Origin of the sequence: Chloracidobacterium validum (genome assembly GCF_018304825.1) — a bacterium.
In the GTDB taxonomy this organism is placed as follows: Bacteria; Acidobacteriota; Blastocatellia; order Chloracidobacteriales; family Chloracidobacteriaceae; genus Chloracidobacterium; species Chloracidobacterium validum.
The window spans coordinates 446342-463521 of sequence record NZ_CP072649.1 but is presented as its reverse complement, the minus strand read 5'-3'; the positions used below and the strand labels follow the sequence as shown (position 1 = coordinate 463521).

Annotated in this window: 18 protein-coding genes; 12 read left to right on the top strand and 6 right to left on the bottom strand. The window is 61.4% G+C overall.

The window, feature by feature from the left end:
• The first annotated feature begins 161 nt into the window (after positions 1-161).
• From J8C06_RS13095 to J8C06_RS13080, 4 genes are all read left to right on the top strand, one after another.
• Positions 162-2165, top strand: coding sequence for an amidohydrolase family protein (locus J8C06_RS13095; protein WP_211430589.1), 2004 nt, complete (start codon positions 162-164; stop codon positions 2163-2165).
• 129 nt (positions 2166-2294) lie between these two features.
• The gene (locus tag J8C06_RS13090; RefSeq protein WP_211430588.1) at positions 2295-3251 is read left to right on the top strand and encodes a phytanoyl-CoA dioxygenase family protein; all 957 of its coding nucleotides are present in this window, start codon (positions 2295-2297) and stop codon (positions 3249-3251) included.
• Between the two features lie 49 nt (positions 3252-3300).
• Positions 3301-4719, top strand: coding sequence for an amidohydrolase (locus tag J8C06_RS13085; RefSeq protein ID WP_246602180.1), 1419 nt, complete (start codon positions 3301-3303; stop codon positions 4717-4719).
• Positions 4720-4726: 7 nt separating this feature from the next.
• Positions 4727-6073: an amidohydrolase family protein gene (locus tag J8C06_RS13080; RefSeq protein ID WP_211430587.1), complete on the top strand. Its 1347-nt coding sequence runs from the start codon at positions 4727-4729 to the stop codon at positions 6071-6073.
• A 23-nt stretch (positions 6074-6096) separates the two neighbouring features.
• On the opposite strand, the gene J8C06_RS13075 is transcribed toward J8C06_RS13080, so the two are convergent.
• Positions 6097-6678, bottom strand: a complete 582-nt coding sequence (locus tag J8C06_RS13075; RefSeq protein ID WP_211430586.1) for a DUF5942 domain-containing protein — start codon at positions 6676-6678, stop codon at positions 6097-6099.
• 24 nt (positions 6679-6702) lie between these two features.
• Complete coding sequence (locus J8C06_RS13070) at positions 6703-7092, bottom strand: hypothetical protein (protein WP_211430585.1); 390 nt, start codon at positions 7090-7092, stop codon at positions 6703-6705.
• Between the two features lie 165 nt (positions 7093-7257).
• Here J8C06_RS13070 and J8C06_RS13065 point away from each other — a divergent pair, with 165 nt between their 5' ends.
• The 7 genes from J8C06_RS13065 (at position 7258) to fliQ (ending at position 13403) form a co-directional block, all read left to right on the top strand.
• Positions 7258-8019: an SAM-dependent methyltransferase gene (locus J8C06_RS13065; RefSeq protein WP_211430584.1), complete on the top strand. Its 762-nt coding sequence runs from the start codon at positions 7258-7260 to the stop codon at positions 8017-8019.
• 23 nt (positions 8020-8042) lie between these two features.
• Positions 8043-9137, top strand: a complete 1095-nt coding sequence (locus J8C06_RS13060; protein WP_211430583.1) for an ABC transporter permease — start codon at positions 8043-8045, stop codon at positions 9135-9137.
• A gap of 228 nt (positions 9138-9365) precedes the next feature.
• On the top strand, positions 9366-10571 hold the full coding sequence (locus tag J8C06_RS13055) for an iron-containing alcohol dehydrogenase (protein ID WP_211430582.1): 1206 nt from the start codon (positions 9366-9368) through the stop codon (positions 10569-10571).
• 30 nt (positions 10572-10601) lie between these two features.
• The gene (gene sctQ, locus J8C06_RS13050; RefSeq protein WP_211430581.1) at positions 10602-11921 is read left to right on the top strand and encodes a type III secretion system cytoplasmic ring protein SctQ; all 1320 of its coding nucleotides are present in this window, start codon (positions 10602-10604) and stop codon (positions 11919-11921) included.
• Between the two features lie 6 nt (positions 11922-11927).
• Positions 11928-12332: a FliO/MopB family protein gene (locus tag J8C06_RS13045; protein WP_211430580.1), complete on the top strand. Its 405-nt coding sequence runs from the start codon at positions 11928-11930 to the stop codon at positions 12330-12332.
• Positions 12333-12339: 7 nt separating this feature from the next.
• A complete protein-coding gene (gene sctR, locus J8C06_RS13040; RefSeq protein WP_211430579.1) occupies positions 12340-13104 on the top strand; it encodes a type III secretion system export apparatus subunit SctR in 765 nt (254 codons plus the stop codon).
• A 29-nt stretch (positions 13105-13133) separates the two neighbouring features.
• Complete coding sequence (gene fliQ / locus J8C06_RS13035) at positions 13134-13403, top strand: flagellar biosynthesis protein FliQ (RefSeq protein ID WP_211430578.1); 270 nt, start codon at positions 13134-13136, stop codon at positions 13401-13403.
• A 45-nt stretch (positions 13404-13448) separates the two neighbouring features.
• On the opposite strand, the gene J8C06_RS13030 is transcribed toward fliQ, so the two are convergent.
• Positions 13449-14309 carry a hypothetical protein gene (locus J8C06_RS13030; protein WP_211430577.1) on the bottom strand — a complete coding sequence of 287 codons (861 nt, stop codon included), beginning with the start codon at positions 14307-14309 and terminating at the stop codon, positions 13449-13451.
• Positions 14310-14396: 87 nt separating this feature from the next.
• A complete protein-coding gene (locus J8C06_RS13025; protein ID WP_211430576.1) occupies positions 14397-15065 on the bottom strand; it encodes a L,D-transpeptidase family protein in 669 nt (222 codons plus the stop codon).
• Between the two features lie 47 nt (positions 15066-15112).
• Between J8C06_RS13025 and J8C06_RS13020 the strand changes: the two genes are divergently transcribed.
• A complete protein-coding gene (locus J8C06_RS13020; protein WP_211430575.1) occupies positions 15113-15628 on the top strand; it encodes a low molecular weight protein-tyrosine-phosphatase in 516 nt (171 codons plus the stop codon).
• A gap of 45 nt (positions 15629-15673) precedes the next feature.
• Here J8C06_RS13020 and J8C06_RS13015 read toward each other — a convergent pair whose 3' ends face one another.
• Together J8C06_RS13015 and J8C06_RS13010 are read right to left on the bottom strand one after the other, a co-directional pair.
• Positions 15674-15829, bottom strand: a complete 156-nt coding sequence (locus J8C06_RS13015; protein WP_211430574.1) for a DUF2256 domain-containing protein — start codon at positions 15827-15829, stop codon at positions 15674-15676.
• The gene (locus J8C06_RS13010) at positions 15826-17142 is read right to left on the bottom strand and encodes a tetratricopeptide repeat protein (protein ID WP_211430573.1); all 1317 of its coding nucleotides are present in this window, start codon (positions 17140-17142) and stop codon (positions 15826-15828) included. Before J8C06_RS13010 ends, J8C06_RS13015 begins: the two co-directional genes overlap by 4 nt.
• Positions 17143-17180: the final 38 nt, after the last annotated feature.

Genomic DNA, 17180 nt, shown 5'->3' with positions numbered 1-17180 from the left:
CGGTTGGATGTAAAGAGTTTGGATGTAAAGAAATGTTTTCCTATCTGGTCAGACGGCTGAAGCTGCGCCATAGTTCTGGCCTCGGTCTGGCCCAATCGTCACTCGACGCAGACCTCAGAGGCACTTCGTAGGGGACGCTCCCTTTCCGCAACGTAGGTTCAATGCTCAAGTCCACATTTTCGGTTCTGCTTTGTTTGCTGCTGGGCAGCGCCTTGGGGTCTCCAGCAGTTGCCCAGTCCGAACGGCCCGGCGACGTCACGCCGCCCAGGGCGTACGCCATTGTCAATGCTCGGCTCATTCCGGTTGCCGGCCCTCCGATTGAACGCGGTACCATCGTCATCCGCGATGGACTGATCGTCGCAGTCGGCGCCGATGTCAAACCGCCGGCCGATGTTCGCCAGCTCGATGGCACGGGCCTCACCGTCTATCCCGGCCTGATAGACGCGGTCAGCCATGTCGGCTTTCAGTCTGGGCCGCCGGCCGCGGCTCCCACCGGCATCGCCCGCGCGACACCCGGAACGCCGCCGGCCACCGTGCCGGTCGGCGGACTGGCCAACTCGATCCGCCCGACCGGCTTTCAGCCAGAGCTACTCGCGGCGGAGCTGGTGCGGACCAACGGCGATGGACTTGAGCCGGCCCGCCAGGCCGGATTCACGACGGCATTGACCGTTCCGCGCGATGGCATCGTCATGGGGCGTTCGGCCGTCATTGCGCTGGGGGCAGGCTCACCGCGTGACATGGTCATCCGTACCCCGGTCGCCCTCCATATCACCTTTCGCGTCGTGTCGGGCAGTGGCTATCCAAACTCGCTCATGGGCGTCTTTTCCATGGTGCGCCAGGCCTTTCTCGACGCCCAACAGTACCAGGCGCACTGGGCGGCCTACCGCGCCAATCCGCGCGGGCTGAAGCGCCCGGCCGATGATCCTTCACTGGAAGCCCTGCTCCCGGCGCTCAGCCGTGACCTCCCGGTGGTTTTCCATGCCGATACGGAACGTGAAATCATCCGCGCGCTCGACTTCGCGCAGGAATTCAACCTCCGACCGATCATTGCCGGGGGGCGTGAGGCCGAGAAAGTCACCGACCGCCTGAAAGCGGCTCAAGCGACGGTGCTCCTGTCGCTCAACTTCCCAAAACGCGCCACGTCCTTTACGCCAGAAGCTGACCCAGAGCCACTGTCGCTACTGCGCGCCAGGGTAGCCGCGCTCAAAACGGCCACGGCGCTCCACAACGCCGGCATTCCATTTGCCTTCCAAACCGGCGGACTCACTCCGGCCGACGCCATCTCAAATGTCAAAAAAGCTGTAGATAACGGACTTCCGGCGGCTGAGGCCATCCGGGCATTGACCCTGCGTCCGGCTGACATCTTTGGTCTTGCCGACCGACTTGGCACGCTCGACGTCGGCAAAGTCGCCAATCTCGTTGCCGTTCGGGGCGATCTTTTTGACGCCAAGCGCAGAGTCGCGTTCGTGTTCATTGACGGCGCGATGGTGAACCTCCGCGGAACGAATGTGACGCCGACCGAAATCAGCGGCACGTGGGAAACCAAGGGCCTCACACTCACCTTCAGCCGCGACAACGGTGAACTCAAGGGCAAGGCGCGAAGTGGCGACAAAGACCTTGAGCTGCGCGAGCTACGGCTGGGCCTGGATGAAGACGCTTCCCTGTCCACGGTCCGCTTCGTCGCCGACCTGCCACGGGAAGGCGGGGCGAAGCCGGCGACCTTCACCGGCAAGTACACTGGCGATGAGTTGCGGGGCGCATTCGTCGTTGATGGTCGCTCCGAAGCCGAACTTGTTTTCAAGCGGGGAACCGCGCCGCCCTCCACCCCCGGCACTGCCGCCGGTGGCAATGGCGCGGCGACGTTTGACTTCACCGGGACGTGGAATCTGGTGGTGTCGTTTGGGCCGCAGAGCCTGCCGGCAACCATGACCCTCCGGCAGGAAGGAACAAGCCTAACCGGGACGTTGAGCTTAGGGCCGCTCGGCACCGCCACGTTGAGCAATGGGCGCGTCACCGGTAACCGCATGGAAGCCACCGCACAGGTTGATTTCGGGGGACGGAGCATCGAACTTCAACTCAGCGGCACCGGTAACGGCAATAGCCTGGAGGGTTCGGTTGTCTCCCCCCAGGGCACGGCATCCATCAGTGGGACGCGCCCCCAGTAAACCAAGACCACACGACTAGCTATGAAAACCAGCAGCCTCATGAAAGTTTGGTCGTTTCTTCCTTCGGCTGTGCATCAGCGAGTCTGGCCCGATCGCAGCACGCCACCGGCGTCTTCAACAAGGCAACCTGTGGCGAGCCACACCACGCTTGATTTCGATCCGACGACGCTGCCCTGGATTGACCAGCCCGACGCCGATGTCGAAGGCTACCTTGCCACCCTTTCTGCGGCAGAACAGGCCCAGGTTGGGGATGCCCTGCGGTCGTGGCGCGACTTGGGTTATGCACTTTTTCCACAGGCAGTTGACCAGGCAACCATCGACGCATACTTGGCTGACATCGAAGAACTTTACGACCGACGTGACTGCGGCGCACTCATCTTGGGTGAAAGCTTTGGGATCAAGCCGGTCCGTGAGCTGTCACGCGATCAGCTCGATGCCGAACATCACCTGCGATTGATGGATTTTCACAACCACTCCATCGCTGGCAAAAAACTGGCTCTCAACCGAGTTGCCGTGACCTTCCTGCGCCATGTGTTTCAGGCAGAGGTCGTGGCGATGCAATCACTGACCTTCATCCACGGTTCAGAACAGGGTACGCACCAAGACTTTCCCTACGTGGTGGCCCAAATTCCCAGCCACCTCGCCGCAGCGTGGATTGCGCTGGAAGATGTCCACCCAGACGCTGGTCCGCTCGGGTACTTCCCCGGCTCACACCGTATCCCGAAGTTCAACTTCGGCAATGGCTTGTTTCTTACGCCGGAATCACCACTGCGCGAGGATGCCTTCCAGCGTTACTTGGAAGCCACGTGCGCCGAGCTTGGTCTCGAGCAACGCGTCTTTCTCCCGCGGAAAGGTGATATGTTTATGTGGCACGCCGCGCTGGCCCATGGCGGGCTGCGGGTCAACAATCCACGTCTTACCCGCCGCTCGTTCGTGGTGCATTACTCGTCGCTTCAGGCCTATCCGCGCGACCGGCGCGCGCCCGACGTCATTCCCAAGCGATGGTCCTGGAATGGTGCCTATCTTTACGAAAATCCTCTACTTCCGGAAGAAGAAAACCTGTTCCGGCGCGGAGCAAAATGTTGAAAAGGCGCGCCGGGAGCACGGCTCTGATTTCTCGCCTGTGAGGGTAAACATGATGCTGCCTCGTATCCACCGCCTCGCTCTGCTCTGTGTTGTCCTGCTCCTACCCGGTCCAGGACTCCAGGCCCAGCAGAAAGCCAAGCCGGCAACGCTCATCAAGAACGCGACCCTGCTTACCGTCACGAAAGGAACGCTGGAAAACAGCGACTTGCTGATTGAAAACGGCAAGATTGCCAAAATCGGCAAGGGACTGACCGCCCCGGACGGCGCGCGCGTCATTGACGCGACGGGCAAGTACGTCCTGCCGGGCATCATTGACTGCCATTCGCACTCGATGCTGGATGCCGTCAACGAGGGTTCGCTCTCGGTCACCTCAATGTGCCGCATCCGCGACGTTCTCAATCCCAACGATGTGGACTTGTACCGCGCGCTGGCCGGAGGCGTGACGGCGCTGAACTTGCTGCATGGCTCGGCCAACGCCATCGGCGGGCAGAACCAAGTTGTCAAGATCAAGTACGGACGCCCGATTGAGGAGTTTCTTTTCCCCGACGCCCCACCAGGCATCAAGTTTGCCCTTGGTGAAAACCCCAAACGCTCCAACTTCCGCTTTCCGGGACAAACCCAGCGTTACCCCAACTCCCGCATGGGGGTGGAAGAAACCATTCGGGATGCGTTTGTCCGGGCGCGTGACTACAAACGACAATGGGACGACTACACGGCCGCCAGGGCGCGCGGGGAACAGGTCGTCCCACCCAAGCGCGACTTGCAGCTCGAGCCGTTGGTCGAGGTCCTCGAAGGCAAGCGGTACGTTCATGCCCACTGCTACCGGGCAGAAGAAATCCTGATGCTGATGAACCTGGCCGAAGAGTTCGGCTTTCGGGTCCGGACGCTCCAGCACGTTCTGGAGGGCTACAAGATCGCCCGTGAGATTGCCAAGCACGGCGCGGGCGCATCGGCGTTCGCCGATTTTTGGTCTTACAAAGTCGAAGCCTATGACGCGATTCCGCATGACGCGGCGCTGATGACACGCGCCGGCGTCATCGTCTCGCTCAACTCGGATGACGACGGGCGCGCGCGGCGGCTCAACATGGAAGCGGCGCGCGTGATGAAATACGGCGATCTCAACGAGAACGAAGCGTTACGGCTCATTACCATCAACCCGGCCATCCAGCTTGGGATTGACCGGCGGGTGGGTTCGCTCGAAGTCGGCAAGGACGCCGATCTGGCCATCTGGACGGCGCATCCGTTGAGCGTCTATGCGCGGGTTGAAACCACGCTGATTGATGGCGAGGTGTTTTTCGACCGGCAAACCGACTTGGCGCGACGTGAGGCGCTGGCCAAGGAACGGGCCGAACTCGAAGCCGCCGAGGTGAATCGGCCGCAGGGGGGCGGCGCCCCGCCAACCATCCCGGCGCGGCGGCGGCCGGCCTACAGCTACAGCGACAACTGCATGCAAACGACGAAGGAGTAAAGGCGTAATGCGATTGGGTAGCTCATGGCGTTCATTTCAATGGCTGGCCCTGGCCGGCTTCAGCTTGGCTCTGACGTTGGGCGCGGAGGCGCAGCAGAAGCTCGACATTGCGCCACGCGCGACGGTGGCCATCCGTGATGCCCGGCTGGTGACCGTGAGCGGTGAAACCATCGAACGCGGAACCCTGGTCATTCGGGACGGCAGGATTGCCGCCATTGGGGCTTCAGCCCCGATTCCGGCCGGGGCGCAGATTCTTGATGGCAAGGGCCTCACGGTCTATCCAGGCATGATTGACGCGGGCACATCACTCGGACTGGTTGAGATTCCGGCCGTTGCCGCCACCGTTGATCAGGGCGAAGTTGGGGATTACAACCCGAATGCGCGGGCGCTGGTCGCCATCAATCCACATAGCGCGCATGTCCGCGTGACGCGCTACAACGGAATTACGAATGTCGCAACCATGCCCGACGGTGGCGTTATCTGTGGCCAGGCGACGTTCATCAACTTGTACGGCACGTCGCCGCAGGAAATGGCGGTGGTGCCCTCGCTTGGGCTGGTCGTCAATTTCCCTCGCTTGAACGTCGGCGGCGGCGGACCCTTTGCCGCTTTCCGGCAACCGCCACCGGCGAACATTGCCGAAGCGATCGCGGCGCGGAACCGGCGGGTCGAGGAACTCCGCCAGGTCTTGCGCGAAGCCGCCGACTATGGCCGCGCCAAAGCAGCCGCAGCCAGTGACCCAAAGATTCCCCGTCCGGCAACCAATGTCGTGTACGAAAGTCTGCTGCCGACCCTGCGCGGTGAAACCCCGGTTTTTTTCCGCGCTGACCGCGCCCAGGATATTCGCGCAGTGTTGGCTTTTGCGGAGGACATGGGACTACGCCCGATTATCGTTGGCGGCAACGAAGCCTGGGTCTGCGCGGCCGAACTCAAAGCCAAAAACGTCCCGGTGATTCTGACCGGGGTGCTGGACCTGCCCAATCGTGAAGATGACCCGTATGACGTGCTTTATGAAAACGCCGCCAAGCTTCATCAGGCCGGGGTGAGGTTCTGCATCTCGACGGGCGACAACGGCGCGCATGTCCGTGACTTGCCCTACCACGCCGGCATGGCCGCGGCTTTCGGGCTTGATCCCAAGGTTGCCCTGCGGGCGGTGACGCTTTCGGCGGCCGAAGTGCTCGGCGTCAGTGACCGGGTTGGTTCACTGGAGGTCGGCAAAATGGCCAATGTCGTCGTTGCCGATGGCGACTTGCTCGAACCGCGAACGCGCGTCAAATACGCTTTCATTGACGGCCGCCCGGCGCAGCTCACCAGTCGGCACACGGAGCTTTACGAGCAGTTCAAGGAACGCAAGTAACGACCTAGAGGGAGATGGCGCGCCTACGCGGGCCGCATGGGATGTTGGCGCGCGGTAATGACCGCAATGCCAAAGGCGATGGCAGCGTTGATGAGCAACCATAAGCGCGCCGCCTCTCCCCGCAGGGCCAGACCATCCGGCAGAAAAACGATGGGCGTCCGACTTCCCTGGGTAATGGCATCCCAGGCCAGGTGGCTGGCAATGCCAATGGCCAGCCCATAGCCGGCCGCGCGCCACAGCCGATGCTCGAAGGTCAGGCCTATGACGACAAATGGCACAAGCGCCGAGTGCGTCAGAAACCACCGATGCCAGGGCATCCCCAGCCAGAGAATGTCCCAGTCCGGCACCGGATAGTGCGTAAACTGCCAGAGCCAATCCACCCAGGTTCCCGGACGACCAATATGCGCTGGGACGAAAAACAACGCGCTCGAACCCATCACCAAGCCTCCCCAGAACCAAACGTGACTTCCCGCAGGCTTCCCGTCGGGTTCGGGCAGATCGGCCGATGGACGGCCGGCCGCCAGCTTGGTCAAAACGAAAAAGCCCCAGGCACACCCCAGACCGGCGAGGGCATGCTGTAAGCCGTTCCAGAAATACGGATTCATAAGCCGCTTTTCTAGGGTTGAGACCTAGTAGATCGCGCCGCGATTGGCCAGGGCCGAGTTCAGGAACAACTTGACGCCAATCGCCATCAGAAAGACTGACACCAGAAACTCGAACAGTGTCGTCGGAAGCAGCACCGCGCGTCCCGAAAAGACGACCAGCACGCCACTCAGCGCGAGGAGTCCACCACCAATCCAGCGGGCCTGCCCGCGCAGGAAGACAATCGCAACCAATCCCGCAACCGCCAGCAGAACCGTTCCGGCCGCGGCAATGCCATACCACCAGCCAGACCACGATCCCCAGTAGGAGCTGTAGTACAGGCTGCCGTTGCCGGCGGTGAGCACAATCTTGCGTCCAAGGCCGTAGATGCCGGCGAGGAAGCATCCAATTCCAACGAATCCAGCCAATCCGCGCATGGTTTCAGCCCTCTCAACAGGTCAGTCGTATTGCCAGATGGTTCACAAGGGGTGAGCAGTCGCAACATTATGGTGGATATTGCCGACTGGCACAATAGAAGCCCACTGTGGGGTTACACGCCGACCACTTGCGTCCGGCCACCGGCAGTCGCTAGGTTTCTCGGCATGACGCAGACGCCATCGCCTCCACCGGCCGCCAAGGCGGCAACCGACACGGATTGGTTTGGAACGCCTTACTATGCCCTGCTCTACCACCACCGGGATGAAACCGAAGCCTGTCTGTTCATTGCCAATCTCGTCCGCCACCTTGGGCTAGGGCCGGGCGACCGTGTGCTCGACATCGGCTGTGGGCGTGGACGCCACGCCATCTGCCTCCATGAGCATCGCCTGGACGTGGACGCTTTTGACATCTCGCCGTCCTGCATTGCCATGGCGCAACCCTACGCGAACGAGACCCTGCGGTTTCACGTCCACGACATGCGGCAGCCGTTTGCCGATGGGGGCTATCGCGCCGCATTCAACATGTTCACCAGTTTTGGTTATTTCGCCACCGATGAGGAAAATGCGCAGGTCGTCGCGGCTGCCGCCCAGGCCCTCGATCCAGGCGGGGGGTTCGTCCTTGACTTTCTCAACGCGCATTGGGTTGTGCCCCGCCTCACGCCCTTCAGTGTTCAGGTTGTCGGCGGCATCCGGTTTGAAATCCGGCGCGAGTACGTGGATGGATTCATTCTCAAAACCATCGTTTTCGAAGATGCCGGACAACGTTTTTGCTTCGTCGAGCGCGTCAAGGACCTTCGACGGCCAACGTTGCAGGCTTTTTTTACTGCCGCCGGTTTGCGCGTGGACGCTGTTTTCGGTGACTATGACCTCTCGGCGTACACGGCCGATGCCTCACGCCGCATCATTCTCATCGGCAGAAAGCCATAACGCTTTTCAAGCCACGGATTTCTATGCTCTTTCAACTCGTCTGGTCGAATGTGCGCCATCGTCCGGTGCGGACGGCCTTGAGCGCCTTTGGCGTGGCGCTGGCGGTCATCCTCATTCTGGTCAATGCCGGACTGGTCAACGGCTCGCAGCGCGGACGCGCCCAGCGCGAAACCAACGTGCAAGCCGAGCTGATGTTCTGGCGTGAGTTCAGTCTCACGTCAACGTCCGCGCTGGTCATGCCGATTCAGTACGCCGATCGTCTGCGGCAAGTCACCGGCGTGGCGGCTACCGCCCCGGTCGGGCAGTACCTCAAGCCAAGCGATTACGGCATCGGCGTGGAAATCATCGAAGGGATTGAATGGGAAAGCTACGCCCGCTTGACCGGCATCAAGCTCACGGCCGGAACGCCACCGGTGGACGAATACGATGCGGTCGTGGATGCCGAGTTCATCCGCACGCGCCGGGTCAAGATTGGCGATACGGTTCAGGTTTTCGAGCGCCCGTTTCGGATTGCCGGCGTGTATGCGCCGGAGGCCGGCACGGCCCGCTTCAAAATGCGCCTCGACACTATGCAGAACCTCCTCGCTGCGCCCGAACGGTGCACGTTCGTTTACGTCAAGTGCGTCAATCCATCCGAGCAGGAAGCCGTCGCCGCCCGCATCGTGGATGAACTCCCCGACAACACGGTGATTCTCGTCCGCGACCTACCGGCCGCTTATGAGCAAGGCATTCCGGCGCTCAATACATTTCTCAAGCTGGTCGTTGGGTTGGCGGTAGCGGTAGGCGTGACGTTCGTGTTTCTGACCATGTACACGACCATTGCCGAGCGCAAGCGGGATATTGGAATTTTGAAGTCGCTTGGGGCATCACCCTGGTGGATCATTCAAGCGATTGAAGCTGAAGCGCTGCTGGTGGGCGTGATGGGTCTCGTGCTGGGGGTTGGACTGGCCTATGCCGTTGTGGCCGGCATCACGTCCTTCACGGCGCTCCGTCCGGCGATCGAGCTACGGTGGCTAGGCCTGGCAGCGGCTATCAGCCTGGCCAGCACGGCGCTGGGAGCGCTTTATCCGGCCTGGCGCGCCGCCCGGCTCGACCCGGTGGAAACACTCGCCGAATGACTACCGGTCGGCTCCGGCGCGCTCGGCCTGGCTCGTGGTGACCGTCAGCGCAAGCTCACGCGCGGGGTGGCACAGAGATGCGATGCCATCGCCGCTGTCCGGCGCAGTCAAGCGGTAGGCGACGGGTCTGGTCTAGGCTATAGTGCGCTCACGACGAACGGAAATCTTCACGTCCATTTGCTCACCAAGCGTATTTGGTCATCAAGCACACTTGAGGGGAAAGTTCCTATGGGGTTCATCACCGGCAACCCGCCTCTGACGCGACCTGATTCGACCTTTGCCGTCCCAACCGAAATCAAATATGGGATCGGCAAGGTCGGCAACCTGGCCATTGACCTGCAACTTGCGCCTGACCTGGCCGAACGTACCCGCCTGGCGGTCTTCACGGATGCCGGCGTGGCAGCGGCTGGCCTGCTCGACATTGTCCGGCAGGCCTTTGCCGAGACCGAGCATGCCATCGTCGCTGTGATCGCTGATACGCCGCCTGAATCCGATGCGGTGTTTGTGAAGCAAGCGGCAGCTCAACTGAAGGAACAAGACGTTTCGCTCATCATCGCGCTTGGCGGCGGCAGCGTCATGGATACGGCCAAGATCGCCGCAGTCATGGCTGCCTACGGTGGTGAGGCGCATGAGTATGAAGGCGGGTTTATGGTTCCCGGCCCAATCACCCCGATCATTGCCATCCCGACCACGGTTGGCACGGGCAGCGAAGTCACGCTGGCGGCGGTTGTCAAAGACGCGGTTCAACGGCGCAAACTCACCATTGCCAGCCCCTTTCTGTTTCCCCGGATGGCGGTGCTCGATCCGGCCATGGTGGCAACGCTCCCGGCCAAGCTGGTCGCCTGGACGGGGTTTGACGCCCTCACCCACGCCATCGAGGCCTACTCGTGCGTCGAGCGCGAGCCGATTTCGGCCGCGCTGGCGCTGGGCGCCATCGAACTGATCGCGGATAACCTCGAAGCCGCCGTCCAGGAAAGCGGCCCGACTGAAGCCCGGGCCAAGATGCAATACGCGGCGACGATGGCCGCCATGGCGTTTTCCAACTCGCCGGTTGGGGCTGTCCACGCCATTGCTCACTCCGTAGGGGCGCTTTTCGGCGTTCATCATGGGTTGTCAAACGCCATTGCGCTGCCCTTTGTGATGGCATTCAACTTGCCCGCCGTGGCGGCACACTATGCCGCGATTGCCCGCGCCCTGGGCGTCACACCGGATGGGCAATCCACTGACGAACTGGCCGAGGCCGCAATTGCCGCCGTGCGTGACCTCAAGCAGCGGTGTGGCGTGCCGATGCAATACCGGGAAGTTGGGGTTCCAACCGACGCTGACACCGCCGCGGCCATCACCGACTTGACCCTGGAAGACATCTGCCTGTCGTTCAATCCGGTCAAGGCAGAACGGGATGAGATACTGGCACTGGTGACACGCACGCTGTGAGCCAGAAGACGGGGATGAGGTGGGAACGTCATGAGTCAAACGCTGGATGATCCGTTTGCCTTTGACCTGTTTGCCCAACCAATCGTCGCCCCGGTCGAGCCGGAGGCGGTGGTCCATCCCGTGGCGGCGACGGCTCCACGCGAACGACGCTGGACTGACGCCCTCCCCAAGTGCTCGCAGGCCGAGGTCGCGGCCGGTCGAGAACTGGGTGGCGTACCAACTTGGTTGTTTGGGGCAATGTTTCGCGCGGCGGCGGCGCGGTTGCTGACCATCCTGCGCACCCCGCCTGAATTGTTTGGCATGACCTCGTTTGGGCTGGCTGAAGTCAGCGCGGACGAGTTGTGTCAAACAACCGAGGACCGGCGCTTCTGCGCCACCTTGGGTATTGGACCAGACAACGCGACTCTGTTTCTCCAGGCCGACGCCGGGTTTGCGGCGGCGCTCGTCGAACGGATGCTTGGGGGGAACGGCACGCCCCCCGAAACCCCACGCCAGGTGTCATCGGCTGAAGCCACGGCCCTTGAGTTTTTGCTGCTTACCTTAGCCTGGGACATCAACGCTTTCCTGGGTGAACCGGCTCTCCGGCTCACATCCTGCGCGCGGTGGCTGTCGTTCGGTCACTTTCAATCGGCGACATCCACCGCCGAGCGCCATCATCGTCACTTGGTCGGAACGGTGAGCTTGAAATTTGCCGAAGCCGTTGGGTTCGCCGAGTTCATTTTTGACGTCCAGTCGCTGGCGGCCTTCCGCGCGATTGCCAGACGTACGCTGGAGCGGCCGGTAACTGACCCCGCCCTGGCGCTCATCCGCCAGAAACACGTCGCTGACCTGGCAACGATAGTGCCCAGCTTCCCCATGGCCGTGGTGATCGGGACGGTCGAGGGCACCTACGGTGAGTTGCAAAGCCTCGAAATCGGTGATTTCGTCATTATCGAAACGGTGCAATCGGCACTTCAACCCGGCGGGGTTGGAACCGCCGTGATCGGCAGTCCAGATGCAGTGCTGCTCTTTGGCGAACTGGATGACGCGCACCGACTCACCGTTCAGGACCTGCTGCCGGCGGCGCTACTTGCTCAGGAGGAGTCAACCCCAATGCCTACCAATGAATCAACCTCCGACTCACCCGCCATTGCGCTCGAGGAGTTGACCGTCACGGTGCGGATTGAACTCGCCGCCCGCCGCATGCGACTCGAAGAACTTGCGCAGTTGCGTCCGGGCCACGTCCTGGAACTTGGCTGCGCTCCCACCGACCCCGTTACCCTCACCGTGGACGGCCGCCCCATTGCACGGGGTGAGTTGGTGGATGTCGAGGGACGCTTGGGCGTTCGCATCACGCAAGGACGGAGTTAGCCCGACATGCTGCTGGCGCTCGCTGGATGGCAACCAGTCCCAGAACCACTGCCACCAACCGGTGGAGGCTTTGTCTGGGCACTCTTTCAGACGCTCGTTGCGCTGGGGGTAGTCTGCGCCACGGCTTATGTCACCCTGCGCGTCGTCCTGCCCAAGTTGGGTGGTATCGGGGTGCGCCGGCCGCTGGGACTGGTGAACGTCGTTGATGTTTTGCCGCTCGAACCACGGCGGACGCTCTACGTCATCGAGGTCAACGGAAAATATCTCCTGGTTGGCGCGTCCGAGGCCGGCATCCACGTCATCGAGACGCTTGACGCCACGACAGTTGAAAAGGCGCTTGCTGCCCGTGAAACGGCTCGACCACTGCCGCCATTCGCCCAAACGGTGGAGCGGTGGTTCATGCGAAAGTGAGGAAATCATGCCCGTTCGCTCACGTCGGTTGAGGTTTTTGCCGGCAACGTTGCTGTTGGCCGGCATTGGGGTGAGTTCATCGTCCACCGCCGCCGCCCAGGGTTCACTCCAAGCCAACCCAGTCGTACTGGTCGTGACGCTCGGCGCACTGGCACTGGCCCCGTTCGCCCTCATCATGATGACTTCATTCGTGAAAATCTCCGTGGTGCTGTCCATTCTGAGAAACGCGCTTGGGACGCAGCAAGTCCCACCCAACCAGGTCATCACCGGCATTTCGCTAATCCTGACCATGTTCATCATGGCGCCGGTGGCCGAGAAAATGCTCGAGGAAGCGGGCCTTTCCGACGCCACCGCCCCGGTCTTTACGGAAATGCGGGCTGAAACCCTGTTCAAGGCGCTCGACAAAGGCAAGGAGCCGCTGCGCGCTTTCCTTGAGCGGAATGCTCACGAAGCCGACCGGCGTTTGTTTCTGGGTTTGGCTCAGCGCCTTGCCCAGAAAAATGGGAAAGACCCCAGTACGATTACCGTGCGGGACTTCCGGGTGGTCGTGCCCGCTTTCGTGACGAGCCAACTGACCGAGGCGTTTCAGATTGGTTTTCTGCTGTTCATTCCATTCCTGGTCATTGACATGCTGGTGTCCAACATCCTCCAGGCGATGGGAATGTTCATGCTGTCCCCGACGATGATTTCGCTTCCCTTCAAGTTATTGCTTTTTGTGCTGGTCAAGGGCTGGGTAACGCTGATCCAGAATCTCGTGTTGAGTTACGCCTGACGCCCACGAGTGCCAGTCGAGGTGTGCCCATGCAGACATTTCTCACGCTCGCCAACCAAACGCTCTGGTTGATCCTGATTCTGTCCTTGCCCGCGCTGGTCGTCAGCTTGGTCGTCGGGCTGGTCATCAGTCTGTTGCAGGCGCTCACCCAAATTCAGGAACAGACGCTGACCTTCGTGCCCAAGATGATTGCCACCGTCCTGACGCTCATCTTCTTCGGAAGCTGGACGTTCACCCAGCTCATTGCTTTCACTCAGCAGGTGATGTCATACATACCCAAGGTCAGCGCGCTTCCATAGCACCCACGCTGCGGAAACTCACGCCGCGCGGCCCGGCGCTGGCGATCAAGCCTGGAGTTGCTTGCGTTCGGACCCTTCGGCCGGCGCGCCCTCGGCTTCGGCCGGCGCGGACTGACGGCGCCGGGCATAGAACAACAGCCCACCCAAACCAAGGATGATCAGCCCAACCGACACGCCGACAACGGTCACGAGCTTGTTGATCCGAGCGCGTTTCTCGATGTCTGAAAGCTGGGTCTGAAGCTGGCGCGGTGGCTCGTGAAAAATCGTCACGACGACATTGTTGGCATCGAGGTTGGGCACGCCCCCCGTCACCAGCCGCCGCACGTCATCTTCCTTGAAGCGCGTATCGGCGGCAGTCGTGACGAGCAAAACCGATGCCTTGGCCGGCGTTGGCTGCAAGCTGGCAATGTCTTTTTCCGGCAGGACGATGTTGACACTCACCCGCGCCACGTCCGGCAACTGCCGCAACTGGCGCTCGATTTCGGTCTTGATTTGCTTGATTTTCTTGGCCTCTTCTGCCGTTGGGGAGAGTCCGCCAAAGGTTCCGCCGCCGGTATCTTCACCCAGCCCGGTGCCGGTTGGGCGCGGGAGTCCCAGTTCCTGCAAAATACGGATGGCGAGGGCGGCCTTGCCGGACGCAAAGGCGTCTTCGACCACCAGGATGCGCCACCCCTTTTGATCTTCGCCGCCTGCCGGTTCCTTTTTGGCCTCGATGCCCCGGTCCTGAAGTGCGGCAATGATTTCGTTGGCCTCGGTCTCGGTTGGCACCGTCACGACAGCTTCCTGTTTCTGACAGGCTGCCGTCAGCAGCAGGGCGCACCACAGAACCGCCAGCGGCAACCAGCGCCAGCCACGTTGCCGGTAATGATTCAGCCAGGACGGAGAACGGAGTACAGGGAATGACATACAACCAATGTCCGTAGCGCGGATGAAGTTTATTAGACGCAGGCGATAACCTTGGCGACTATAGACCGAAAGTCAACCCAGGTTGGACTAAAGAACGATGGTGACTGGAGTCTTTAGCGGGCAGGCTAACCACAGCTCCTCGATGTCGTCATTGTTCAGTGCAATGCATCCCCAGGTCCAGTCCTGTCCCACGCCCCCGCCGTGGATGCCGACCTCTCCGCCCAGCGGGGTATTCCACGGCGGTCGCGTGCGCCGCCGATGGGACTGCTGGATGGCGCGGTACTGGTGACGGGTGATCAGTCCATCCCGCAGCCCCCGCTCGGCCGCTTCCTTGTTGGGGTAGCTCAATCCCAAAAAGAGATGGAAGCGGCTGCGATCATTTCGGGTGCAGACATAAAACGTGCCGACTGGCGTCCGGTGGTCGCCCTCGCGTACCTTGTCGAGTTCCGGCTCGGCTCCGAGTGAGACCCGGTAGGTCTTGATGCAGGTCTCGCCTGACCAAAGCTCAAGGCGGCGTTGTTGCTTGTACACCCGCAGCGCAACGTGCTGGAGCGGAAAGGAAACGCCGGCCTGGGCGGCGGCCGCCCGCAGCCGCTCCAGTGCGTCTGGCGTCGGACTGACCTGTGGACGCGGTGAGGCGGCGCGCCCGTCCTGGACGGCTAGAAACAAAGGCAACACCAAGCGCAACCAGCGCGTCGCAACCACCAGCCATCGGTTGCCATGGCAGACCCCGCTCACAATCGCTACACTTCCCATCTCAAGTTTTAGCAAATCAATTCAAAGTCTGTTTGAAGCAACGCATTATGATTCGTGTCCTGTTTGTTTGCACTGCCAATATCTGCCGGTCGCCCATGGCCGAAGGTATTTTTCGCCACCTCGTCGCTCAAGCGAAGCTCTCGCATCAGATTGAAACTGATTCAGCCGCCATCTCACCGATGCGAATCGGTGAACCGCCAGACGCGCGCTCACAGCGCACCATGCTCAAGCGCGGGATTGATATTGCCGATCTGCGGTCGCGGGAGGTTCGGCGTGACGACTTCCTCCGATTTGATTACCTGCTGGCCATGGACCGAACCAACCAGGCCTACTTACGGTCGCTCTGCCCGCGTGGTCAGGAGCACAAGCTCTTCATGATGCTGGAGTTTGCCCCGTCCATTGGCGTGGCGGAAGTGCCTGACCCCTATGCTGGTGGGGAGGAAGGGTTTGAGCTGGTTTACCGCGCGCTTGACATTGCGGCGCGCAACCTGCTTGCGCACATTCGCCAGCAACATCGTCTCGCGCCAGACGAACCGCCGACAGATGGGAAAACCGAGCCATGAGCGAGCCATGAGTCACGCGGCAATCGCTTTCTGATCACTTTCTGGTCATTTTCGCGGTGACGATTCGCGTTTGCGCCCGGCGCAGGCTTTCGAGCAATAGACGACTTTCTCCCAGGTGTTACGCCATTTCTTGCGCCACGTGAAAGGACGCTGGCAGACCGGGCAAATTTTTTCTGGCAGATGTGGCTTTTTATGGGTCATGGCTGACTATCGTCCGTGGCGTCCGTGTCAGTGGGCGTGGCGACTGTCGTTGGCAACGCATAGGGCTTTTTGAGATGGGCTTGCGCGCGCGCGTGAGAGTCAAAGACATTGGGCCGTTTGAGAATGTTCCGATAAACATCTATGGCTTCGGCCCGTCGCCCGGCAACATCATGTGCCTCGCCCAGCCGCAACTGAGCCAGCGTCACGAGGTCAGGGTTGGCGCCGGGCAAGGTCGTCACCGTACGCAGATGCGGGATAGCGTCTTGCACCCGCCCGACCGAAAACAACGTATCGGCTAGCTGATAGTGGATGGCATCCCGGTACGCTCCGGCGGAGGACACCCGAATCAACTCTTCAAAAACGGCGATGCCTGCGTCGGTCTGCCCCACCCGAACGAGCGTATCCGCCAACTCCAGCCGGGCTACATAGTTGGCCGGGTATTGGCGCGTGAAGGCTTCCAGGTAAGGCAGCGCATCGGCATAGCGCTTCTCGCGCTTGTAGAGCGTAATCAACAAAAGCCGGGCGGCGTCGCGTGCCGTCCGCCCTTCATCGGCAGCCTTGGCAACCTGCGCCAGTCCGCGCTTCCGTGAACCGCGCACGCCACCCAGAGCCGCCAGCAGCTTGACCGGAAGCGGAAGCGAACCGACAACGTAGTTGTACAACCCAATGGACAGGTTGGCGTCAGCATAATCCGGGTCGAGTTTGAGAACCTCACGATGCAAGGCAACCGACTTGTTGCTTTGACTGAGCGCCGCCAGGAATGCGCGGGTGATGGTTGCTTCGTAGGCGCCGAGCAAACCGTGTGCCGCGCCCTTGTAGTACAGCGCCACGGTGTCGCGTGGGTTTTCCTTGAGTCGGGCGTCCGCCACCTTGATGGTGCGCGTGATTGCCTCCCGGTAACGGCGGTCAAAGTCGCGGTCGAAGGTTTCCTTCGTGTCGGCAAAGAAGGACGTGCCGGCGTACGTCGTGGCCTGCAAACGGCGCGCGCGGTAGAGCTTCTCCGCCCACATGCAGTTGGCGATGTCGAGATAGCCGGCCGGATGCGCTGGATCAAGCTTGGTGAGTTGCTCGAAGGCGTCGCGTGCGCCACGGTAGTCAAGGTTGTACAGGGCGTCAAACCCGGCTGCGCGGACCTGCTGGAAAACTTCCGACGGGTTGGGAACCGGCGTTTCTGATGTTGGCAGCGACTGGTACGTTGGCGACTGGTACGTTGGCGCGGCCGTGACCGGAGAGCCAACCACCCCAACCCCACTCAAACCAATGAACCAACCGCATGCCGCCACGAACCAGACTGAGCACAATGAGCAATGCATTGACGATGACCTCCACGCCTGAGCATTCAGCCGATGTT

Coding starts and splice junctions, on each gene's coding strand:
- J8C06_RS13095 (WP_211430589.1), top strand. CDS start 162: ATGCTCAAGTCCACATTTTCGGTTCTGCTTTGTTTGCTGCTGGGCAGC.
- J8C06_RS13085 (WP_246602180.1), top strand. CDS start 3,301: ATGATGCTGCCTCGTATCCACCGCCTCGCTCTGCTCTGTGTTGTCCTG.
- J8C06_RS13080 (WP_211430587.1), top strand. CDS start 4,727: ATGCGATTGGGTAGCTCATGGCGTTCATTTCAATGGCTGGCCCTGGCC.
- J8C06_RS13075 (WP_211430586.1), bottom strand. CDS start 6,678: ATGAATCCGTATTTCTGGAACGGCTTACAGCATGCCCTCGCCGGTCTG.
- J8C06_RS13070 (WP_211430585.1), bottom strand. CDS start 7,092: ATGCGCGGATTGGCTGGATTCGTTGGAATTGGATGCTTCCTCGCCGGC.
- J8C06_RS13065 (WP_211430584.1), top strand. CDS start 7,258: ATGACGCAGACGCCATCGCCTCCACCGGCCGCCAAGGCGGCAACCGAC.
- J8C06_RS13060 (WP_211430583.1), top strand. CDS start 8,043: ATGCTCTTTCAACTCGTCTGGTCGAATGTGCGCCATCGTCCGGTGCGG.
- J8C06_RS13055 (WP_211430582.1), top strand. CDS start 9,366: ATGGGGTTCATCACCGGCAACCCGCCTCTGACGCGACCTGATTCGACC.
- sctQ (WP_211430581.1), top strand. CDS start 10,602: ATGAGTCAAACGCTGGATGATCCGTTTGCCTTTGACCTGTTTGCCCAA.
- J8C06_RS13045 (WP_211430580.1), top strand. CDS start 11,928: ATGCTGCTGGCGCTCGCTGGATGGCAACCAGTCCCAGAACCACTGCCA.
- sctR (WP_211430579.1), top strand. CDS start 12,340: ATGCCCGTTCGCTCACGTCGGTTGAGGTTTTTGCCGGCAACGTTGCTG.
- fliQ (WP_211430578.1), top strand. CDS start 13,134: ATGCAGACATTTCTCACGCTCGCCAACCAAACGCTCTGGTTGATCCTG.
- J8C06_RS13030 (WP_211430577.1), bottom strand. CDS start 14,309: ATGTCATTCCCTGTACTCCGTTCTCCGTCCTGGCTGAATCATTACCGG.
- J8C06_RS13025 (WP_211430576.1), bottom strand. CDS start 15,065: ATGGGAAGTGTAGCGATTGTGAGCGGGGTCTGCCATGGCAACCGATGG.
- J8C06_RS13020 (WP_211430575.1), top strand. CDS start 15,113: ATGATTCGTGTCCTGTTTGTTTGCACTGCCAATATCTGCCGGTCGCCC.
- J8C06_RS13015 (WP_211430574.1), bottom strand. CDS start 15,829: ATGACCCATAAAAAGCCACATCTGCCAGAAAAAATTTGCCCGGTCTGC.
- J8C06_RS13010 (WP_211430573.1), bottom strand. CDS start 17,142: ATGCATTGCTCATTGTGCTCAGTCTGGTTCGTGGCGGCATGCGGTTGG.